Origin of the sequence: Natronincola ferrireducens (genome assembly GCF_900100845.1) — a bacterium.
In the GTDB taxonomy this organism is placed as follows: Bacteria; Bacillota; Clostridia; order Peptostreptococcales; family Natronincolaceae; genus Natronincola_B; species Natronincola_B ferrireducens.
The window spans coordinates 340,021-357,915 of record NZ_FNFP01000001.1 but is presented as its reverse complement, the minus strand read 5'-3'; the positions used below and the strand labels follow the sequence as shown (position 1 = coordinate 357,915).

The window sequence follows — 17,895 nt, the reverse complement described above, 5'->3', positions numbered from 1 at the left end:
ATCTTGCAAAGGAAGACTTTGTTACAAATACCTTAGTTAAAATAACTTTTTTTAAATAATAGATCCTTTATGTGGAGGGTACGATAACAAATAATTTCAGGAGGACATAATCATATGATCGTTTTATCTTGTAACAGCCTATCAAAGTATTTTGGTGTTGATTTAATTATAGAAAATATTACCTTTAGTATTAATAAAGGAGAAAAAGTGGGTTTAGTTGGTGTTAATGGTGCTGGTAAATCCACTCTTTTTAAGATTCTATGCCAACAATTATCCTATGATGGTGGTGAGCTTTATATAGCCAAATCCACAAGTATAGGTTATTTAGAACAAAATAATATTTTAAATCCCTCCAAAAACGTTTACGACGAAGTGGTGGAAGTATTTTCCCATTTAATTGACATGGAGAAAAAACTAAGGGAGCTGGAGTATGAAATTTCAGAACTTGGTAAGAATACCGATTCTTCTTTAGACTTAGAAAATATTATGGAACAATACGCATCTATGCTGGAGGAATTTAACCAAAAAAATGGTTATGGTTTCCGCAGCGAAGTGAGGGGAGTGTTAAGGGGGTTGGGCTTTTCTGAAGAAGAATTTCACCAGCCAATTTTTCAGCTGAGTGGTGGCCAGAAAACCCGTATTTCCCTTGCTAAGCTATTGTTAAAGAAACCTGATATTCTCATGCTGGATGAACCCACCAACCATTTGGATATAGAAGCTGTAGAGTGGTTGGAGGGATTTTTGAAGGATTATTCCGGCACAATTTTAATGATTTCCCATGACCGATACTTTCTTGACCAATTGGTAAATCGTATTATGGAGATTGAAAACCATCGACTTGAAAGCTACAAAGGAAACTATACCGCCTTTATGAAGCAAAAACAGGTGATTCGAGAGCAACAATTAAAGGATTATACTGAGCAGCAAAAAGAAATTACTAGACAAAAAGATGTTATCCGAAGACTTCGACAGCATGGTACAGAAAAGCTTATGAATCGTGCTAAAAGTAAGGAAAAACAATTGGCAAAGGTAGAAGAGCTCCATCGCCCTCAAATCCATCGAGACAGGGCAAAAATTCAATTTGAAGCAGCCCTAAAAAGTGGAAATGATATTTTAACTGTGGAGGCTTTAAGTAAATCCTTTGAAGATATTCCCCTGTTTCAAAATGTTACTTTTGAAATTTATCGTGGAGAAAGGATTGGATTAATCGGACCCAATGGCATTGGGAAGTCCACCCTCTTTAAGATTATTCTGGATAAAATTCAAGCCAGCAGTGGTACCCTCCGATTAGGCCATAATGTTCATTTAGGCTATTATGATCAAGAACAGGAAAATCTACATCCAGATAAAATGGCTATTGATGAAATTTGGGATGATCACACCTCCATGGATCAAACAGAGATCAGAACCCTTTTAGGGGCTTTTCTGTTTAAAGGTGAAGATGTTTTTAAACAGGTGTCTACTTTAAGTGGTGGGGAAAAAGCTAGACTTTCTCTCTTAAAATTGATTTTATCCAAAGCAAACCTTCTATTGCTGGATGAACCCACCAATCATTTGGATATTGACTCTAAGGAAGTTCTTGAGGATGCCCTGCTACAGTATGATGGTACAATTTTTGTTATCTCCCATGATCGTTATTTTTTAAATCGTGTAACAACAAAAATCATCGATTTAAGGGCTGAGGGTGTAGAAGTATTCCTAGGGAACTATGCTTATTATGTGGAAAAGAAAAATCAACAGCTTTTGGATGACGACGAAGAATCCCCCCTTAAGACAAAAACTCAATTAAAAGAGGAGCGTCGCAGGGAGAAGGAGGAACGGGAACGCCTTCGACAGCTCTCCAAAGCCCAGGAGAAAATAGAGTTAGAAATTATGGAGCTAGAGGAAAATTTATCAGAATTAGAAACCCTCATGTGTCAAGAGGAAATCTACTCTAACCCCAGTAAAAGCAAAGAAATTCATCAAGAAACCCTAGGGCTTAAGGATAAAATTAATAGGCTTTATGAAGAATGGGAAAGGAAGGAAGTATAGTATAATATAATTATAAATAAAATTATAATAAAAATTAGGAGGAATAGGGAATGGAGAAATTAAAAGAGATTATTGATGGATATCGTCAAGACATCATTGAAAAAACACAGGAAATCGTAAGAATTAAAAGCGTTGAAGAAGAAGGCAAAGAGGGGATGCCCTTTGGAGAAGGTGTGGATGCTGCCCTTCAGTATGCCTTGAGGTTATCACAAGAAATGGGCTTCACCACCAAAAACCTAGATGGGTATGTTGGTTATGCTGAAATGGGGGATGGGGAGGAAACCATTGGTATCCTTGGCCACCTAGATGTGGTACCGGAGGGTGATGGTTGGACTTATCCTCCCTATGGTGGAGAAATCCATGATGATAAAATCTATGGTAGAGGCACCGTAGATGATAAGGGTCCTGTCATTACAACCCTTTACGCCATGAAGGCATTAAAGGAATCTGGCTTACCCCTCCAGAGGAAGGTCAGGATGATTTTTGGTACCAATGAGGAGACAGGGATGCAGGATATGGAATATTATCTATCTAAAGAAAAGAATCCTGATATGGCCTTTACCCCCGATGGGGATTTCCCTGTAATTTATGGAGAAAAGGGAATACAAGTTTTTTCTTTAAGGACAGTCTTTGAAAAAAAATGTAAATGCACCAGTGACATAGCTGTAAAAAGCATCAAGGGGGGCACACGCCCCAACGTGGTTCCAGACTTTTGTAGGGCAGTGCTAAAGGTAAACAATACTGGTAAAGAAAAGCTAGAGAATCGATTGGAGACCTTCGTAGAAAAGACTGGCTATAAATTGTCTTTAGCCTTTGAAGGAGAAGATGTTATCATCAAGTCTGAAGGTGTTTCCGCCCATGGCAGTACGCCTGAAAAGGGTCACAATGCCATTTCTCAACTGTTGGCATTTTTAGGGGAATTAGAGGACTATCAATGTGGTATTCTTCGTTTTATTAAAATATATAATAACAAGATTGGTATGGAATACAATGGTGAATCTATTGGCTGTGGCTTTGAAGATGACATTTCCGGCAAACTCATCTTTAATGTAGGTATTATTGATGCCAATGAAGATTTTGTTGATGTGACAGTAAATATCAGATACCCCATCAAGGTTACTGGCAAAGAAGTTTTAGAGGGTATTCAGCAACAGCTGGTAGGAACAAATATAGATTTAATCCTAGATGAAGACTCTAAACCCCTATATGTTCCTAAGGAACATAAGCTAATACAAAGCTTGATGAAGGTCTACAGAGAAGAAACAGGAGATAATGAAAATCAACCCATTACCCTAGGTGGAGGAACCTATGCTAGAACCTTAGAAAATACAGTGGCTTTTGGTCCGATATTCCCTGGAGAAGAAGAACTGGCCCATCAAAAAGATGAATGCATCTCTATAGAAAACCTCATGAAAATTACCTATATTTACGGTAAGGCTATTTATGAATTAGCTAAATAAAGGGAAACTTACAAAAAAATTATGTTAACGAAATTTTTTAGTTATATTTTTTAATACTAAAGCATAGATTTAAAGGGGGAACTTATATCCACATTCATCCACAGGTTTTCCACAGAGTCCACAGGTTTATCCACAGGATGTGTTGTTGTAATCACCTTTATTGATAGTTCATTCACATTATTAACATCATTTCCCCTACCCATCTGTGTATAATTTAATCACAAAATAGAAAATAAAAAACCCTAATCTTGGCCAAGATAGGGTTTTTTATTAACATAAAGTATTATAAAATGAGACTTAATTTATTAAGTAGACAACCGAAAGTTTGGTTTCTAACTTTCCTGGTGATCACTTCGTTTGTTTATCAAGAGGGAGTTTTTACACCCTCTGAATTGCAGCCGAATTTACTTCGAGGATGTAGTGCTTGATCTCCCCCTTAAGAAGCGGGAGTCTTAGCACTACACCGAAGGATAAAATTATTGTTTTGTGATTATGTACTTATTATTGCTGCTGTTCCAATGCTTTCTTTAGTTCTAGGATTGTGTCTTTATATCTTTTGTTATCAACAAGTAGTGCGTGAATAACCCCATGCATTTCATCAATCAATTGTAATAGCGAACTTTTCTTCATTCTTGTATCCACTTTTTTCATCCATGACAACATTTCCATATAAACTTCCCCCTTTATAAAAAAGTCTGACAATTTTATTATATCATAGGGGATAGAAGGGATTATACAAGTAATGTTATGAATTGTTTACATATTTTGTAAATTTAGGTTTTCTGTGGATAAGTTTAGATTAACTTTAATGTCGCTCTCCTATTTTGAGATTAGGTATACCATTTAAATCCAGTGAGGATCGATATCCCTTAATATAGTCATAATAGGCTACACAACCGATCATGGCAGCATTATCGGTACATAGCTTTAGGGAAGGATATTTTAAGTGTAGACCATGGGCCTCAGCCTTCTTTCCTAATAGTTGGCGAAGACCGCTATTGGCTGCGACACCTCCAGCTATGGTAATTTGTTTTACACCCTTCTCTATAGCACAGGCCATGGTTTTTTCAACCAATATTTCAATAACCGCCTGTTGAAAACTAGCAGCTACGTCCTCTATCACTATAGGATTTCCCTTCATCCTTTGGGAGTTCAAATAATTGAGGACAGCGGATTTTAATCCACTAAAACTAAAATCATAGCTTCCTTCTTCTAAATAGGCCTTTGGAAAAGCTATGGCTTCCTTATCCCCTATTTTAGCTAATTTATCGATTTCAGGCCCCCCAGGATATCCTAATCCTAAAGCACGGGCCACTTTATCAAAGGCTTCCCCAGCTGCATCATCCCTTGTCTTTCCCAATATTTCATATTCTCCATAGTCCTTCATATAAACTAAATGGGTATGTCCACCTGAGACAATGAGACAAACAAATGGAGGCTCCAGCTCCTGATGTTCAATAAAATTTGCATAAATATGGCCTTCTATATGGTTAACCCCATTGAAGGGAATCTCTCTTGCAAAGGCAATGGCTTTAGCCGCTGATAAACCCACCAGCAATGCTCCCACTAAACCAGGCCCATAGGTTGAAGCCACATGGGTTATATCATCAAAGGTAACATTAGCCTCCTCCAACGCTTCCCCTATAACAAAATTAATATTTTCTATATGTTTTCTAGAGGCTACCTCTGGAACAACCCCCCCAAATTTTTTATGTTGTTCTATCTGGGTTGCAATGATATTTGATAAAACAGTACGACCATTTTTTAAAATACTTACAGAGGTTTCATCACAGCTGCTTTCGATGGCCAACGTAATGATATCATCCTTAGTAAAATCTTTAGACATTTTTTTCTCTCCTTCTATCTATGAAAGTCAATAGTATTTCCAAAAAAACTTCTATATAAAAACTCTCTTGAAAATTCTAAGTTAATACTTCTCGGTTTTTAAGCTTTTAGATCTTGACCTTCATTCTTCATTCTTCATTCTTCATTCTTCATTCTTCATTATTCATTTTTCATTTTTCATTTTTCATTTTTAATTAATATCTATAGCTTACCCACTCTATTATATATCCATTAAGTATGGAACACAAAAATTATTTACATTTTTTGTGTTAGTAATTTTTTTATTTTTGTCTATACTAATCTTAAGGTTAAAGGAGGGTCAAGATTTTTTATGCTAGACTTCAACCTTAATCTTTTTTTATCCTTTGGTGTATTGTTTTTAGTCTATTACTTCCCCAGGTAGGAGGAGACCCATTACATCAAATAACTTGGGCTATAATTCAGTGGGAATAAAAACTTCCCCTAAATTAATCTTAAGGAGCTGAAGGGAGCTGACTGTATGAGTAAAAGAAGATATAAGAATACTTCTCCAGAAAGAAGTTTATCCCAAAGATTAGGCAGTGAAAACATTATGTCTGATGGGATGCTTTTTCCAATAGACTCAACAGAACAAGCGATTTTTCAAATGACTCCTAAAGAAAATAAAGGAAAGAATCGATAGAAGCCTAGGCTTCTATCGATTCTTTGTCCACAATGATTTCTCCATCGCGAAAACTAACAATTCTTTTTGTCTGTTCTGCAATATCCTTTTCATGGGTTACAATTAAAATAGTAACCCCCTCTTCATTTAACTTTTTAAATAAGTCCATTACTTCTTGGGTGGATTTAGAATCTAGGTTCCCAGTAGGTTCATCGGCTAAAATGATGGAAGGATTGTTTACTAAGGCCCTAGCCACCGCTACCCTTTGTTTTTGTCCTCCTGAAAGCTCATTGGGTTTATGATCTACCCTGTCCCCCAAACCCACTCTTTCTAGTGCATCTAATGCCCTAGCCCTCCTCTCCTTCTTGCCTATTCCAGCATACATCATAGGTAGCTCCACATTTTTCAAAGCAGAGGTTCTAGGGAGGAGATTAAAGGACTGAAAGACAAAACCTATTTTTCTATTTCGTATTGCTGCCAATTCATTATCCGATAAATCTTCAATTGTTTCTCCACCTAATATATATAGTCCAGAGGTGGCTCTATCTAAGCACCCAATAATGTTCATAAACGTAGACTTTCCTGATCCAGAGGGCCCCGTAATAGCTACAAACTCACCTTCATCAATCTCCAAATTTACATTCCTTAGTGCTTGAACTGCTATACTTCCATTTTCATAAACTTTATTTAAATCCTTTACGGTAATCATCTCTACACCCCATTTATTCATATCTTAAGGCTTCAATAGGATCTAGCTTTGAAGCTTTATTTGCAGGATACACTCCAAAAATAATCCCTATAGTTGTTGAAAAGATAAAGGCCAAAGCAATAACCCCTTTGGATATTATAAAGGGCAGACCTAAAGCCTTTACAATACCTAAGCTAATCATACCTCCTATAAAAAGTCCTATCATCCCCCCAAATATCGAGAGAATTACAGCCTCTACTAAAAACTGTAGCAGGATTACCCTTGGCTTAGCTCCAATAGCCTTTCGAATACCGATCTCACGGGTTCTTTCTGTTACCGAGACCAGCATAATATTCATAATACCAATGCCTCCTACCAAAAGGGCTATAGCAGCTATACCAGAAACGGTGGCCGTTAAAAATCCTATCCCCTCTGTAGCTTGATTGAATTGTTCCTCTCTTGTAAATACCCAATACATATCCCTTTCCTTGTTCCTTCTTTCCAATAGGTTTAAAACCCTTTCTGACACAGCATCTAGATTTAATCCCTCTTGGGCTTGAAGCATAAATCTAGGATATCTGTCGGTAAAATACATTCTAGCCGCTAAAGTAATGGGCATATAACCATAGGAATAGTCTCCTTGGGCCATGTTGAGAATTGCTGAATCCATTAGCTTATCTACACCTATGATCATAAGCTCCACTGCATACCAGCCCGTCGTCACAGTTACAATCTCACCGATGACGTCAGTGGAGTCAAATAAAAACCTAGCAGTTTTTTCGTCGATGATCATTACATTTCTTCTACCCAAGGTATCTTCTTCTGTAAAAAATCGACCACCAAGAAGGTCTATGGTCTCTACCTGATTATAATTATGGTTAACCCCCATCATATCGATTCGTGTCTGCTTATTCCCATGCTGTATCGTCATCCAACGCCTCAGTTCAGGAGAAATAGCTATAATATCATCCTCCATCCTCCCTATAGCACTTATATCCTCATCACTAAAAAAATCCCGATATACTGCTGGGCGATCAGCATTACCTCGAAGGTTAACATTTAGCTTTCCCTTCCCATATTGTTCAAAGGCTGATGTCATATCGGCTTGGGCGGCATTACCTAAAGTAGTAATCACTACTACCGATAATATTCCTATCACCAAGCCCAATATCGTTAAACTAGACCGTAGTTTATTTGTCCAAATACTTTGTAGGGCCACTCTAAAGGTTTCTATCAACAGCATACAATTCTTCTCCTTTAATCTATTAAAGCCTACTTAAATAATAGAAAAACTTTTTTCCAATCTACTTATCTCTAGTTATAGAGGTGGTTTTTTCATTTTGGATTTTGGATTTTAAATTTCGTATTTGCATTTTGGATTTTAAATTTCGTATTTGCATTTTGGATTTTAAATTTCGTATTTGCATTTTGGATTTTAAATTTCGTATTTGCATTTTAAATTTTAAATTTTGCATTTTTAATTTTAAATTTTTCTATTCCCCTACTCGTACCCCAGAGCTTCAATAGGATTCATTTTAGCAGCTCGATTGGCAGGATATACACCAAATAGGATTCCAATGGTCATTGCCAACAGGGTGGCCCCCACCACTTCCCTTATACTAATCAACGGTGGCATCTTCAATAAAAAGGAAGCCCCTAACCCCAAGACAAAACCAAATATGATACCTATTATTCCTCCCAATAGGGATATAATGGAGGATTCAGTTATAAATTGTAGTAGAATGGTACTTCTTTTGGCTCCAATGGCCTTCTTGATACCTATTTCCCGTATCCTTTCACTTACTGAGACCAGCATAATGTTCATAATGCCAATCCCCCCTACCAAAAGAGCTATACCAGCAATAAAGGCCAAAACCGTTGTAACGGTAGCAATAACACCATTAATCGTTTGTAGCATTTGCTCTAAATTAAACATTGTGTACATATCCTTATTGTTATGCATTCTTTCCAATAATCTTATAACCTGTTGCCCAACGATGTCCATATCCTCCCTATTGGCAATCTTTAAATTAACGCCATAGTAAACCGTCTGATTATATACCCGCATAATAGTTGAAATAGGTACATAAACCTGGGCCCTACCATTATTCATCGTGCCACTAAAAAGATTTTCTTCATAATTTGTAATACCAACTATGTTGAAATCCACAGGTCCCCTATAGCTATTTAAGGTTACCTTCTCTCCGATGACATCTATAGTGCCAAATAGCTCCCTTGCTTCCTTCTCGGAAATAACAATCTGATTGCTGTTATTGGCTACATCGTTATCGTTAATAAATCTTCCCTTTATCATCTTAACATTTGTAATGATCTGACTATCGGCATTTGCTCCCACCAAAACAATATCTATATGATGGTTTCTAACAGTTAAAGAAGTCCATTCTTCATAGAGGGGTGTTATGGCCTCAATACCCTGAATCCTTTTAATCCCTTCAATATCTCTATCGTTGAGATAATCCCTCTGGGTCATCTCCCCCTGCTTTTCCCAGTTCATATAGACCATCAATCGATTGGTTCCAAACTGTTCCATACTCTTTTGTATTTGATATTTGCCACCATTTCCGATAGCAGATATCGCCACTACAGCAGCAATGCCAATAATAATCCCTAGCATTGTCAAAAATGACCGCATTTTATTGGCCCTAATAGTCGATGCCGCCAATAGAATATTTTCTAATAGATTCATAATCTATCCTTCCCCACTATTATTTTTCCTTCTGTTGTCTTTCATTGACAATGACCTTCATACCTTCTGTTAAAGTCATGGATGGATTTAGAACAATTTTGTCCCCCACCTCTAAACCCCTTATAATTTCTATATCAAAATCCGATTCTATCCCTGTTTGAACCTCTACTTTATGAAGAATATCCTCCCTCACCACAAAGACAATCTTTGCTCCATTTTGTTCTAAAATAATAGCATCAAAGGGAATCACTAAAACATCTTCCTTCTGCTGACTAATGATTTTCGTCTTTACAGAAAAACCGGGCTTTAATAGTTCATGGTTTTCCTTCACCTTTATGGTAACTGGGATGACTGTTTCTGTGGTTTGACCTGTGGCCAGTCTTTTAGCTACAGGTGCAACCCTCTCTACAAAGCCTTTGAAGGTTGTGCCAGACAGGGCGTCTGTTTCAATTTCCACCTCTTGACCTACCTCTACCTTTGCAATATCGTATTCACTAACATTGATTTCAATAGCTAAGTCTTCAATATTGGAAATAATAAAGCTTGGATTAGTAGGATTCGTAAATCCTCCCTCTTCTAAGTTAATAGCTGTAACCATTCCCTCTATAGGACTAATGATTTTATCCTCTTGCTTTTGAACTTCCCTCTCCATATCAGCAATTTCCAGCTTGGTAATTTCTATCTTCTTTTTCATTTTTTCTATATCAAAAGCCATAATATCAGAGGTTTTTGCAGCCTCCCCATAGGCTCTTTTAGCATCTTCATAGGCCCTCTCACTGGCTTCAAATTCCTCCTTAGAGATAGCACCGTGGTTGTATAGCTCTGTGTTTCTCATCAAAGTCTTTTTTGTATCCTCTATAGTCCTGAGACTACCTTCTACTCTACGATTGTTTTCATCAATTGTTTCTTCACGAGCAACTTCTAGCTTAGCTAAATCAATTTTATCCATTTCTAATAAATTTCTTTTTATCGCCAGCTGATTACCTAAATCCTTTGTATCCAACATTGCTAGCATTTGTCCTTTTTGTACATAATCCCCCTCTTTTACTTCAATGGAGAGGACCTTAGTAGTGGTTTCCGTAAAAATTGTATGCTTTTCTATCTCCTCCAGCACACCATTGGCCGGTACAGTAACGGTAATCCCTCCTTTAGTAAGGGTTAGTATATCTACAGAGACCCCCTCCTTCTTATTTCTAAAGGCTGTAGTAGCACCAACGGTAGCTATTGCAATTACAAGAAACACTACAGCTAAAATGATGATTTTCTTTTTTTTAGACTTTCCTTTCGCCATCACAATTCCTCCCTAGACTCTATCAAGCACAAATAGCTTTTCTTCTATAAGATAATAACATTTATTCAATAAAATTCCAATATTTTATATAAACTCTTATAAATTAAAAGCACCTATATACTTTTATATAGATGCTAGCTCCTTCCACATAATCATGGCATCTTCACCATTATCACTATAATAGCCGGGTCTTATGCCACAGGTTATGAACCCTAATTTCTTATAAAGATTTTGTGCTATATCATTGGACTTCCTTACCTCTAGTGTAATACGATAAATTCTTCTTGCCTTAGCTTCCTCTATAATAGCCTCAACAATAGCTTCTCCTACTTTCCTTCCTTGATAATCGGGATGGACAGCTATGTTGGTAATATGACCCTCATCTATAATCAGCCACATACCTCCATACCCTACTACCTTCCCCCTCCATAGACCAACAAAGTATAGAGCTAATTTGTTTTTCCTTAGCTCCGTTTCAAAAGCCCCCCTAGTCCACGGTATGGGAAAGCATCTTTTTTCTATTTCTACTACATCGTCAATATCCTTCAACAACATCCTTCTTACTTCCAATTCCTCCATATCTTCTACTTCCCCTTATTCATACGTTCTTCCCACTGGTTTTCTGCTTGGGATTTTCTCATGTAAATAGGTAATACCTCCGAGGCCTTCTGTAGATTTCCTGCCCTTCTCCTTCTGCTGGCCAACTCTGCAACCGAGGAAGCCCTGGGCATCCTTACTATAGCAGGGGGGATGATGGCATTTTCCTTCAATTCCTGTAAAATAACCCCTCGAAATTTTTCTAAAGCATCTCCTAAAAAGATTACTTTTTCTCCCCTTGTCTTAAGGTTTTCTAATAGAGCTTCTATGGTAACAACCTCCTCCTCCATCACCTTAATAAATTCCCCCTGTTGCCATTGATAAAGCCCTGTATAAACCAAATCCCGCTGGGCATCCAGTATGGGACATACCAGTTCTTTAGCATAGGGAAGATTGTAGGTTAAAGCCTCCAAGGTAGATACCCCTATGACGGGTTTCTCCAATGCTTGAGCCATTGCCTTGATGGTGGCCAAGCCTATTCTAAGACCAGTAAAGGAACCTGGACCCAAGGCTACAGCAAAAACATCAATATCCTTTGGTGTCAATTCACAGCTTTTCAAAATATCCTCAATCATAGGCATTAGTTTTTGAGAATGGGTTTTTTTATGGTTTAATATGTATTCCCCCACCAATTTATCCTCATCTAAAATAGCTACAGTGGCAACGATGGATGAGGTGTCCAGTGCTAGCATTTTCATTACTGTAACAACTCCTCTATTTGTTTTTCATAATAAGCATTTGTGGCTTGAAAGCATATCTCCCGTTCTTGTGGGCCTATATATTTTATCTCTATTTTTAAATAATCTTTAGGAAGAACCTCCTCAATTAGATGGGCCCATTCAATGACACATACCCCATCACCATAAAAATATTCCTCATAGGGAATATCCTCCATTTCCCTGACGTGACTAACACGATAGACATCAAAATGATAAAGGGGTATTCTCCCTTCATATTCTTGAACTATCGTAAAGGTTGGACTGGTAACATCCTCCATAATATCTAAACCTATTGCAAAGGCTTTTGTAAAGGTGGTTTTACCAGCACCTAAATCTCCTATCAAGCACAGCACATCTCCAGGTCCCATCAAACTTCCCAGCTTTATTCCTAAAGCTTCCGTTTCCTTCTCAGTCAAAGCTTTTACACATTTCATCCTTAGCACCTACTTATCTTTTCTATTTATTACTCTACTTTCTTCTGTAGGATTCAGTATAATAATCGTTACACAACCATTTTTTAAAAACAAGCTTAACCTCCTAAATTAGTCGATTAATTAGAATATTGAATAAAAGTTGGTATTTATCTATTATCGGTTATTTGGGATTTTGCCTTTCATTATTCATTATTTACTATTCATTATTCACTATTCATTAATGTTTAGTCACCGCAGTAATGTTTTAACTACTGTCCATCTATATCCTTTATGAAACTAAGTTAGGTATGGGTGAATTCCTACTTATCCATACTTTATTTTAACATAATTCAATTTTTTATCTACAGGACTTTACAAAAAACCTGTTCTTTATTGTGAATATTTTCCTTATTATTTTAGTTCTTTAGACTTATTTCGACATTCCGCCCCCTAAAAAAATTTTTTTTATCGTATAATATACAGAAAAACATTATAAGGGGGAACAAAAGATGAAAAAAACTTTAGCTTTTATTATCAGTGGTTGTTTATTAATGGGTTCTGCCATCTATGCCTTTGCTGGTGAAGGACTTGTTGATGGAGACATCATCGACATTACAGTGGATGTAGAGGACATGGAGGATGCTCCTGAAATTGATGTAGATATAATCAAAGAGTTGCTAGAGGATCTAGATTTAGACCTGGATGAGGATGAACTTGATGGGTTAATCGAAGAAATACTAGATGAGCTAGAAGAAGAATTAGAAGATGAGGATAAGGATGAGGACGAAGTAGAAGGCATATATGATGAAGAAGATGAGGATGAAGATACACCAGAGGAAGAGATATCTAAAGAAGCATTACAAAACCTTTATCTTAAACTAGTAAAGTTCCAGGCTATCTATGATCGTGTTCCAGATGTGGCAAAACCAGCGATTCGTAAAAACATCCGCAAAACTGAGCTTCGCATTTTAAGCTGTCAAATAAGCATGGGGGAAAAAACACTTGAACCTATTTCTCCTGAAGAATTAGAGGCGTTAGAGACTCAGCTTCAAAACCTTCAGGAAGCTCTATTAGGAGAGGATTTAACCGAAGAGGAAAGAGAAGCATTAGAAGCAGAGGTTAAGACCCTAGAAGACCAAATTAAGGTAGCAAAGGAAACCAATGAATTTATCGAGTTTATTGAAAATGCTGGGGATTGGGAAAAACAATTAAGACAACAAATCCAACAGGAATTTTTAGCAGAAAAGAGGGAAGTCCTTAATGAAAGGAAGTTTGAAAGGGGAGCTATTAAAGCTGAAATTAAACAACAGCAAGAAGCCCTAAAGCAACAAAGAAAGGAAAGGGTAATAGCACCTATAAAAGCAGTAGAAAAACAAGCAAAAAACAAAGAAGCTGAAGCTACTGTGACAACAACTTCTGTAGACAAGTGGTCCAACAATGATAGGGATAACAAATCAAACAACGGAAATGGTAATAGTAGAAATAACGGTAATACCGGAAATCAAGGTAGAGGAAACGCTGCCAATGCTAAGGCTAGAAAAGCCAATTAATAGTACACTTCCTTTTAATATATGGGTTGCTTTTTAAAAAGCTAAAAAACTGCTGTAAAATCAGCAGTTTTTTAGTTCTTGCACTCTGTATAAGTGACCAACACAAAAGTTAAAAATCAAACTTTTGGTTGTCTACTTATCGGGCATCTACTTAAGAAGTGGAGATATTTTTTTGTAGATAAGTAGTGTTATACAAGCTATGACAGCTCCTTTAAAAATATTAAAAGGTGTAATACCGTAAAGGACTAGGGTTGGAACATCTACAATTCTACTGTTAATAACCGTTCCCATTTTTACAATAGCATCTATAGGCATAAAGTTTGAGTAAAAAGGAAGGATTAAGTAGGTATTGGACAATGCTCCTGTAACAGCCATAAATATAGTACCTAGGATTACTCCAACAATTGCGTGGGTTCTGTCTTTCTTTAAATGATAGATGAAAGATGCTGTAATAACATAAGAGCTTCCTACAATAAAGTTAGATAACTCTCCTACACCACCAGTGGAAGTCTTTGTGATAAAATGTAAAATGTTTTTTATTAATTGGATTAGCATTCCTGCTACAGGTCCTAAAGCAAATCCTCCAATCAATGGTGGTACATCACTTAAGTCCAACTTTAAAAAACCAGGAAAAATAGGTAATGGAAAGCTAACCAACATTAATACATAAGAAAATATTGCTAAAATTGACATTTTTACTAAATTGCTGGTGCTAAATACCTTTGATTTGTAGCTAATTGTTTTTTGTAGATTTTGCATAAACAATGCCTCCCTAATGATTTAATTTAAATTTTAGGGGAGAATTTTCAGAGTCGTTTTATTAAATCAAAAACGCCTGAAGACAAAAACCCTTCAGACGTGTAAATAACATGTAAAAAAACTCCTACATTCACATCTTCTCCCATCCAGACTTTACTGTCGGTACTGGAATTACACCAGATCAATCGGCTGCGGAGCCGAGTCGCGGACTTTAACCGCCGGTCGGGAATTTCACCCTGCCCTGAAGAGTAAATACTCTATTTAATTTTCCTATTTCTTGCCTTCATTATAATGCTTTTTCTATTTCTTTGCAATAGGCTTTTTAGCCTTTTACCCTTTTATCTATCTTCTTTATTAAAGAAATTTCTTCCTCAAGGGTAAATTTGTACTTCCCTACTAAGAAGGTGATAAACAGGATTACAAATAAATAGGGTAAACACCATAAAACCCGTATCCACTCCCTAGACATCATTTCTGTTATTGTAATCCCTGTTATATAGGCGATCATAAAACCTATAGAACTCTCCAACAATATTGCAAGGGTGATACTAACAGTATTGGCTATTACTGAAGCTATAAAGGATACCTTCACAATAAGCCATGTTAGCAAAACAAAGGATGCGCATTGCATAAAGATGTGGGTGCCAAAATCCACATTTTTTCTTATATAGTAATAGGCAGCCCCCTGAAGTATACCCGCCACCACTACTCTTTTCTTATCTGGTTTAATACCAATTAGCGTCAATCCTAAGTACATTAGGACAATAGCCTCTGGTATAGCATTCAATACAACAACCTTCAACGGCACTGTTTCCATAAATAAACTCCTTATCCAAATATTTCCCTATCTATTATTAGACGGTTCCTATTTTAAAAAAGTTTCAAAGGAATAAATATTTTTTTATTCTTTTTCTCCACATGAATTTTTGCAATGGATTTCCTTCATTGAAAGGGCAACTCTCCCTTTATTGAGGTCTACTGAAAGAACCCTTACCTGGACAATATCTCCTACTGCCACAACATCCATAGGATTTTTAACAAAGCGGTCACTTAATTCTGATATATGGACTAAGCCATCATTTTTTAAGCCAATATCTATAAAAGCTCCAAAATCCAGAACATTTCTCACAGTCCCCGTCAACATCATATCCACCTTTAAATCCTCCAGCTTTAATACATCGGTTCTAAAAATAGGCTTTGGCATTTCTTCCCTTGGGTCCCTGCCAGGCTTTTTCAACTCCTTTACAATATCCCTTAGGGTAGGTACTCCTATATCCAGTTCTTTAGCCAATACTTCTTCCTTATGATTCTTCACTCTATCTTCTATATCCCGTAATTCTTTGTTGGTAATGGAAGTTAATCCATAGCCTAAAACAGTTAATAGTTTTTCTGCCGCACCATAGGATTCTGGATGGACCCCCGTATTGTCTAAAGGATTTTTTCCATCAGAAATCCTTAAAAATCCTGCCGCCTGCTGGAAGGCTGCTGGCCCTAGACGCTTTACCTTGTTTAATTGCTTACGATTGGTAAACTTTCCTTCCTCTTCCCTGTACTTTACTATATTTTCCGCCACAGCCTTGCTAATCCCAGCTATGTACTGTAATAGAGAAGGAGATGCAGTGTTTAAGTCTATACCTACACTATTTACACAATCCTCCACCACACCCTTTAGGGCTTCATCCAATCGCTTTTGATTTACATCATGCTGATATTGTCCTACACCTACGTGCTTAGGATCAATTTTCACCAGCTCCGCCAAGGGGTCCTGAAGCCTTCTAGCGATGGATATGGCCCCCCTTAGGGAGACATTGATATCAGGATATTCCTTTGAGGCTAGGTCTGAGGCCGAATAAACCGAAGCCCCCGCTTCACTGATAATCATATAATAAACCCTTCTGTCAATCTCCTTTAGCATATCTGCAACAAAAACCTCCGACTCCCTTGATGCTGTACCATTGCCTATTGCAATAACATCTACCCCATAGGCAGTAATCATTTCCTTTAGCTTTTCTTTACTACCATCTATATTGTTTTGGGGTGCAGTAGGATATACTGTGGTGGTTTCCAACAGCTTTCCAGTCCCATCTACCACAGCAATCTTGCAGCCCGTTCGATAGGCAGGATCAAAGCCCATTACCACCTTATCCTTAACAGGAGGCTGTAGTAAAAGTCTTTTCAAATTTTCCCCAAAGACCTTTATGGCTTTTTCCTCCGCCTTTTCTGTAAGCATAGCACGGATTTCCCTTTCAATAGAAGGACCGATTAATCGCTTATAGGCATCCTCAAGGGCTGTTGCCACATAGGGGGTAGTAATGCTATCCTTGGTTTTTAAAAGCTTTTTCTTTAAATAATAAAATATTTTTTCTGCATCTATGTCTATTTTAACCTTTAAAAACTCTTCCTTTTCTCCACGATTCATGGCCAATATTCTATGCTCCGCTGCCGTGTTGATCTTTTCCTTATAGTCATAGTACATTTCATAAACAGAGGATTTTTCAGCATCGGTGGCTTTAGAAGAGATGATGCCTTCTTTAAAAGTAATATCCCTTATAGCCTTCCGGTAATCAGCATTGTCGGATATGATTTCTGCAATGATGTCCATGGCACCATTTAAAGCATCCTCTATAGTATTTACTTCTTTTTCAGGATTAACATAGGCCTTTGCTATATCCTCTATGTTTCCCTGCTCCAGCTGTTGTTCATAAACAATTGCTGCCAATGGCTCCAGTCCCTTTTCCTTTGCAATCGTGGCCCTCGTTCTACGTTTGGGTCGAAAGGGTCGATAGATATCCTCTATCTCCTGTAGGGTTTTAGCATTCTCAATCTTTTCTTCAAGCTCCGGTGTCAGCTTTTCCTGCTCTTGAATAAGTCGACTAATTTCTTCCCTTTTAGCCTCCAGATTTCTTAAGTAGGTTAAACGCTCCCCTAACTCCCTCAGCACAGTATCGCTTAATTCCCCCGTCTTTTCCTTACGATAACGGGCAATAAAGGGTATGGTATTTCCTTCGTCTATTAGGGCTATTGTATTGGTTACTTGAAATTCCTTTAATTGAAATTCCTTCACCAGCTGTTTTGTAATCTTCATTCCCAGGCCTCCTTCGTTATTCATAAAGCTATTATATCATAATCATAATCTAATGGTCTTTTTTCTTATTGATATGATTTTTTCTTATCTTCTCTTCCAACCTTCATTAT

General features: G+C 37.2%; 16 protein-coding genes and 1 riboswitch. Of the genes, 4 read left to right on the top strand and 12 right to left on the bottom strand.

What is annotated here, in order from left to right; all coding sequences use genetic code 11:
- The first annotated feature begins 114 nt into the window (after positions 1-114).
- Complete coding sequence (locus BLS22_RS01615) at positions 115-2,031, top strand: ABC-F family ATP-binding cassette domain-containing protein (RefSeq protein ID WP_090549377.1); 1,917 nt, start codon at positions 115-117, stop codon at positions 2,029-2,031.
- A 50-nt stretch (positions 2,032-2,081) separates the two neighbouring features.
- Positions 2,082-3,491, top strand: a complete 1,410-nt coding sequence (gene pepV / locus BLS22_RS01610) for a dipeptidase PepV (protein WP_090549376.1) — start codon at positions 2,082-2,084, stop codon at positions 3,489-3,491.
- A 501-nt stretch (positions 3,492-3,992) separates the two neighbouring features.
- Here the strand turns inward: pepV and BLS22_RS14935 are convergent.
- Positions 3,993-4,160, bottom strand: a complete 168-nt coding sequence (locus BLS22_RS14935) for a hypothetical protein (RefSeq protein ID WP_176762004.1) — start codon at positions 4,158-4,160, stop codon at positions 3,993-3,995.
- Positions 4,161-4,296: 136 nt separating this feature from the next.
- Entirely contained in the window at positions 4,297-5,337 is a 1,041-nt protein-coding gene (gene tsaD, locus BLS22_RS01605) for a tRNA (adenosine(37)-N6)-threonylcarbamoyltransferase complex transferase subunit TsaD (RefSeq protein ID WP_090549374.1), read from the bottom strand.
- Between the two features lie 498 nt (positions 5,338-5,835).
- Between tsaD and BLS22_RS14930 the strand changes: the two genes are divergently transcribed.
- Positions 5,836-5,997: a hypothetical protein gene (locus tag BLS22_RS14930; RefSeq protein WP_176762003.1), complete on the top strand. Its 162-nt coding sequence runs from the start codon at positions 5,836-5,838 to the stop codon at positions 5,995-5,997.
- A 4-nt stretch (positions 5,998-6,001) separates the two neighbouring features.
- On the opposite strand, the gene BLS22_RS01600 is transcribed toward BLS22_RS14930, so the two are convergent.
- From BLS22_RS01600 to tsaE, 7 genes are all read right to left on the bottom strand, one after another.
- Positions 6,002-6,685, bottom strand: coding sequence for an ABC transporter ATP-binding protein (locus BLS22_RS01600; RefSeq protein WP_090551525.1), 684 nt, complete (start codon positions 6,683-6,685; stop codon positions 6,002-6,004).
- A gap of 13 nt (positions 6,686-6,698) precedes the next feature.
- A complete protein-coding gene (locus tag BLS22_RS01595; RefSeq protein ID WP_090549371.1) occupies positions 6,699-7,907 on the bottom strand; it encodes an ABC transporter permease in 1,209 nt (402 codons plus the stop codon).
- Positions 7,908-8,165: 258 nt separating this feature from the next.
- Positions 8,166-9,371 carry an ABC transporter permease gene (locus BLS22_RS01590; RefSeq protein ID WP_090549368.1) on the bottom strand — a complete coding sequence of 402 codons (1,206 nt, stop codon included), beginning with the start codon at positions 9,369-9,371 and terminating at the stop codon, positions 8,166-8,168.
- A gap of 19 nt (positions 9,372-9,390) precedes the next feature.
- Positions 9,391-10,662 carry an efflux RND transporter periplasmic adaptor subunit gene (locus BLS22_RS01585; protein WP_090549365.1) on the bottom strand — a complete coding sequence of 424 codons (1,272 nt, stop codon included), beginning with the start codon at positions 10,660-10,662 and terminating at the stop codon, positions 9,391-9,393.
- 123 nt (positions 10,663-10,785) lie between these two features.
- Positions 10,786-11,241 (bottom strand): ribosomal protein S18-alanine N-acetyltransferase, encoded by a 456-nt coding sequence (rimI, locus tag BLS22_RS01580; protein WP_090549363.1) that lies wholly within the window; start codon positions 11,239-11,241, stop codon positions 10,786-10,788.
- 5 nt (positions 11,242-11,246) lie between these two features.
- Positions 11,247-11,957 (bottom strand): tRNA (adenosine(37)-N6)-threonylcarbamoyltransferase complex dimerization subunit type 1 TsaB, encoded by a 711-nt coding sequence (tsaB, locus tag BLS22_RS01575; RefSeq protein WP_090549360.1) that lies wholly within the window; start codon positions 11,955-11,957, stop codon positions 11,247-11,249.
- Positions 11,957-12,412 (bottom strand): tRNA (adenosine(37)-N6)-threonylcarbamoyltransferase complex ATPase subunit type 1 TsaE, encoded by a 456-nt coding sequence (gene tsaE, locus BLS22_RS01570; RefSeq protein ID WP_090549356.1) that lies wholly within the window; start codon positions 12,410-12,412, stop codon positions 11,957-11,959. The genes tsaB and tsaE overlap by 1 nt, the downstream gene beginning before the upstream one ends.
- A 488-nt stretch (positions 12,413-12,900) precedes the next feature.
- Between tsaE and BLS22_RS01565 the strand changes: the two genes are divergently transcribed.
- Positions 12,901-13,941 (top strand): hypothetical protein, encoded by a 1,041-nt coding sequence (locus BLS22_RS01565; protein ID WP_090549353.1) that lies wholly within the window; start codon positions 12,901-12,903, stop codon positions 13,939-13,941.
- Positions 13,942-14,088: 147 nt separating this feature from the next.
- Here BLS22_RS01565 and BLS22_RS01560 read toward each other — a convergent pair whose 3' ends face one another.
- The 3 genes from BLS22_RS01560 to BLS22_RS01550 all read right to left on the bottom strand — a co-directional run bounded on the left by BLS22_RS01560 (position 14,089) and on the right by BLS22_RS01550 (position 17,785).
- The gene (locus BLS22_RS01560) at positions 14,089-14,700 is read right to left on the bottom strand and encodes an ECF transporter S component (protein ID WP_090549351.1); all 612 of its coding nucleotides are present in this window, start codon (positions 14,698-14,700) and stop codon (positions 14,089-14,091) included.
- A gap of 130 nt (positions 14,701-14,830) precedes the next feature.
- Positions 14,831-14,953: riboswitch (FMN riboswitch) on the bottom strand.
- A 69-nt stretch (positions 14,954-15,022) separates the two neighbouring features.
- Positions 15,023-15,517 (bottom strand): hypothetical protein, encoded by a 495-nt coding sequence (locus tag BLS22_RS01555; protein WP_090549348.1) that lies wholly within the window; start codon positions 15,515-15,517, stop codon positions 15,023-15,025.
- Positions 15,518-15,601: 84 nt separating this feature from the next.
- Positions 15,602-17,785: a Tex family protein gene (locus tag BLS22_RS01550; protein ID WP_090549345.1), complete on the bottom strand. Its 2,184-nt coding sequence runs from the start codon at positions 17,783-17,785 to the stop codon at positions 15,602-15,604.
- Positions 17,786-17,895 lie beyond the last annotated feature (110 nt).

Coding starts and splice junctions, on each gene's coding strand:
- BLS22_RS01600 (WP_090551525.1), bottom strand. CDS start 6,685: ATGATTACCGTAAAGGATTTAAATAAAGTTTATGAAAATGGAAGTATA.
- BLS22_RS14935 (WP_176762004.1), bottom strand. CDS start 4,160: ATGGAAATGTTGTCATGGATGAAAAAAGTGGATACAAGAATGAAGAAA.
- pepV (WP_090549376.1), top strand. CDS start 2,082: ATGGAGAAATTAAAAGAGATTATTGATGGATATCGTCAAGACATCATT.
- BLS22_RS01595 (WP_090549371.1), bottom strand. CDS start 7,907: ATGCTGTTGATAGAAACCTTTAGAGTGGCCCTACAAAGTATTTGGACA.
- BLS22_RS01585 (WP_090549365.1), bottom strand. CDS start 10,662: ATGGCGAAAGGAAAGTCTAAAAAAAAGAAAATCATCATTTTAGCTGTA.
- BLS22_RS01555 (WP_090549348.1), bottom strand. CDS start 15,517: ATGGAAACAGTGCCGTTGAAGGTTGTTGTATTGAATGCTATACCAGAG.
- BLS22_RS14930 (WP_176762003.1), top strand. CDS start 5,836: ATGAGTAAAAGAAGATATAAGAATACTTCTCCAGAAAGAAGTTTATCC.
- BLS22_RS01565 (WP_090549353.1), top strand. CDS start 12,901: ATGAAAAAAACTTTAGCTTTTATTATCAGTGGTTGTTTATTAATGGGT.
- BLS22_RS01615 (WP_090549377.1), top strand. CDS start 115: ATGATCGTTTTATCTTGTAACAGCCTATCAAAGTATTTTGGTGTTGAT.
- rimI (WP_090549363.1), bottom strand. CDS start 11,241: ATGGAGGAATTGGAAGTAAGAAGGATGTTGTTGAAGGATATTGACGAT.
- tsaD (WP_090549374.1), bottom strand. CDS start 5,337: ATGTCTAAAGATTTTACTAAGGATGATATCATTACGTTGGCCATCGAA.
- BLS22_RS01590 (WP_090549368.1), bottom strand. CDS start 9,371: ATGAATCTATTAGAAAATATTCTATTGGCGGCATCGACTATTAGGGCC.
- BLS22_RS01560 (WP_090549351.1), bottom strand. CDS start 14,700: ATGCAAAATCTACAAAAAACAATTAGCTACAAATCAAAGGTATTTAGC.
- BLS22_RS01550 (WP_090549345.1), bottom strand. CDS start 17,785: ATGAAGATTACAAAACAGCTGGTGAAGGAATTTCAATTAAAGGAATTT.
- tsaE (WP_090549356.1), bottom strand. CDS start 12,412: ATGAAATGTGTAAAAGCTTTGACTGAGAAGGAAACGGAAGCTTTAGGA.
- tsaB (WP_090549360.1), bottom strand. CDS start 11,957: ATGAAAATGCTAGCACTGGACACCTCATCCATCGTTGCCACTGTAGCT.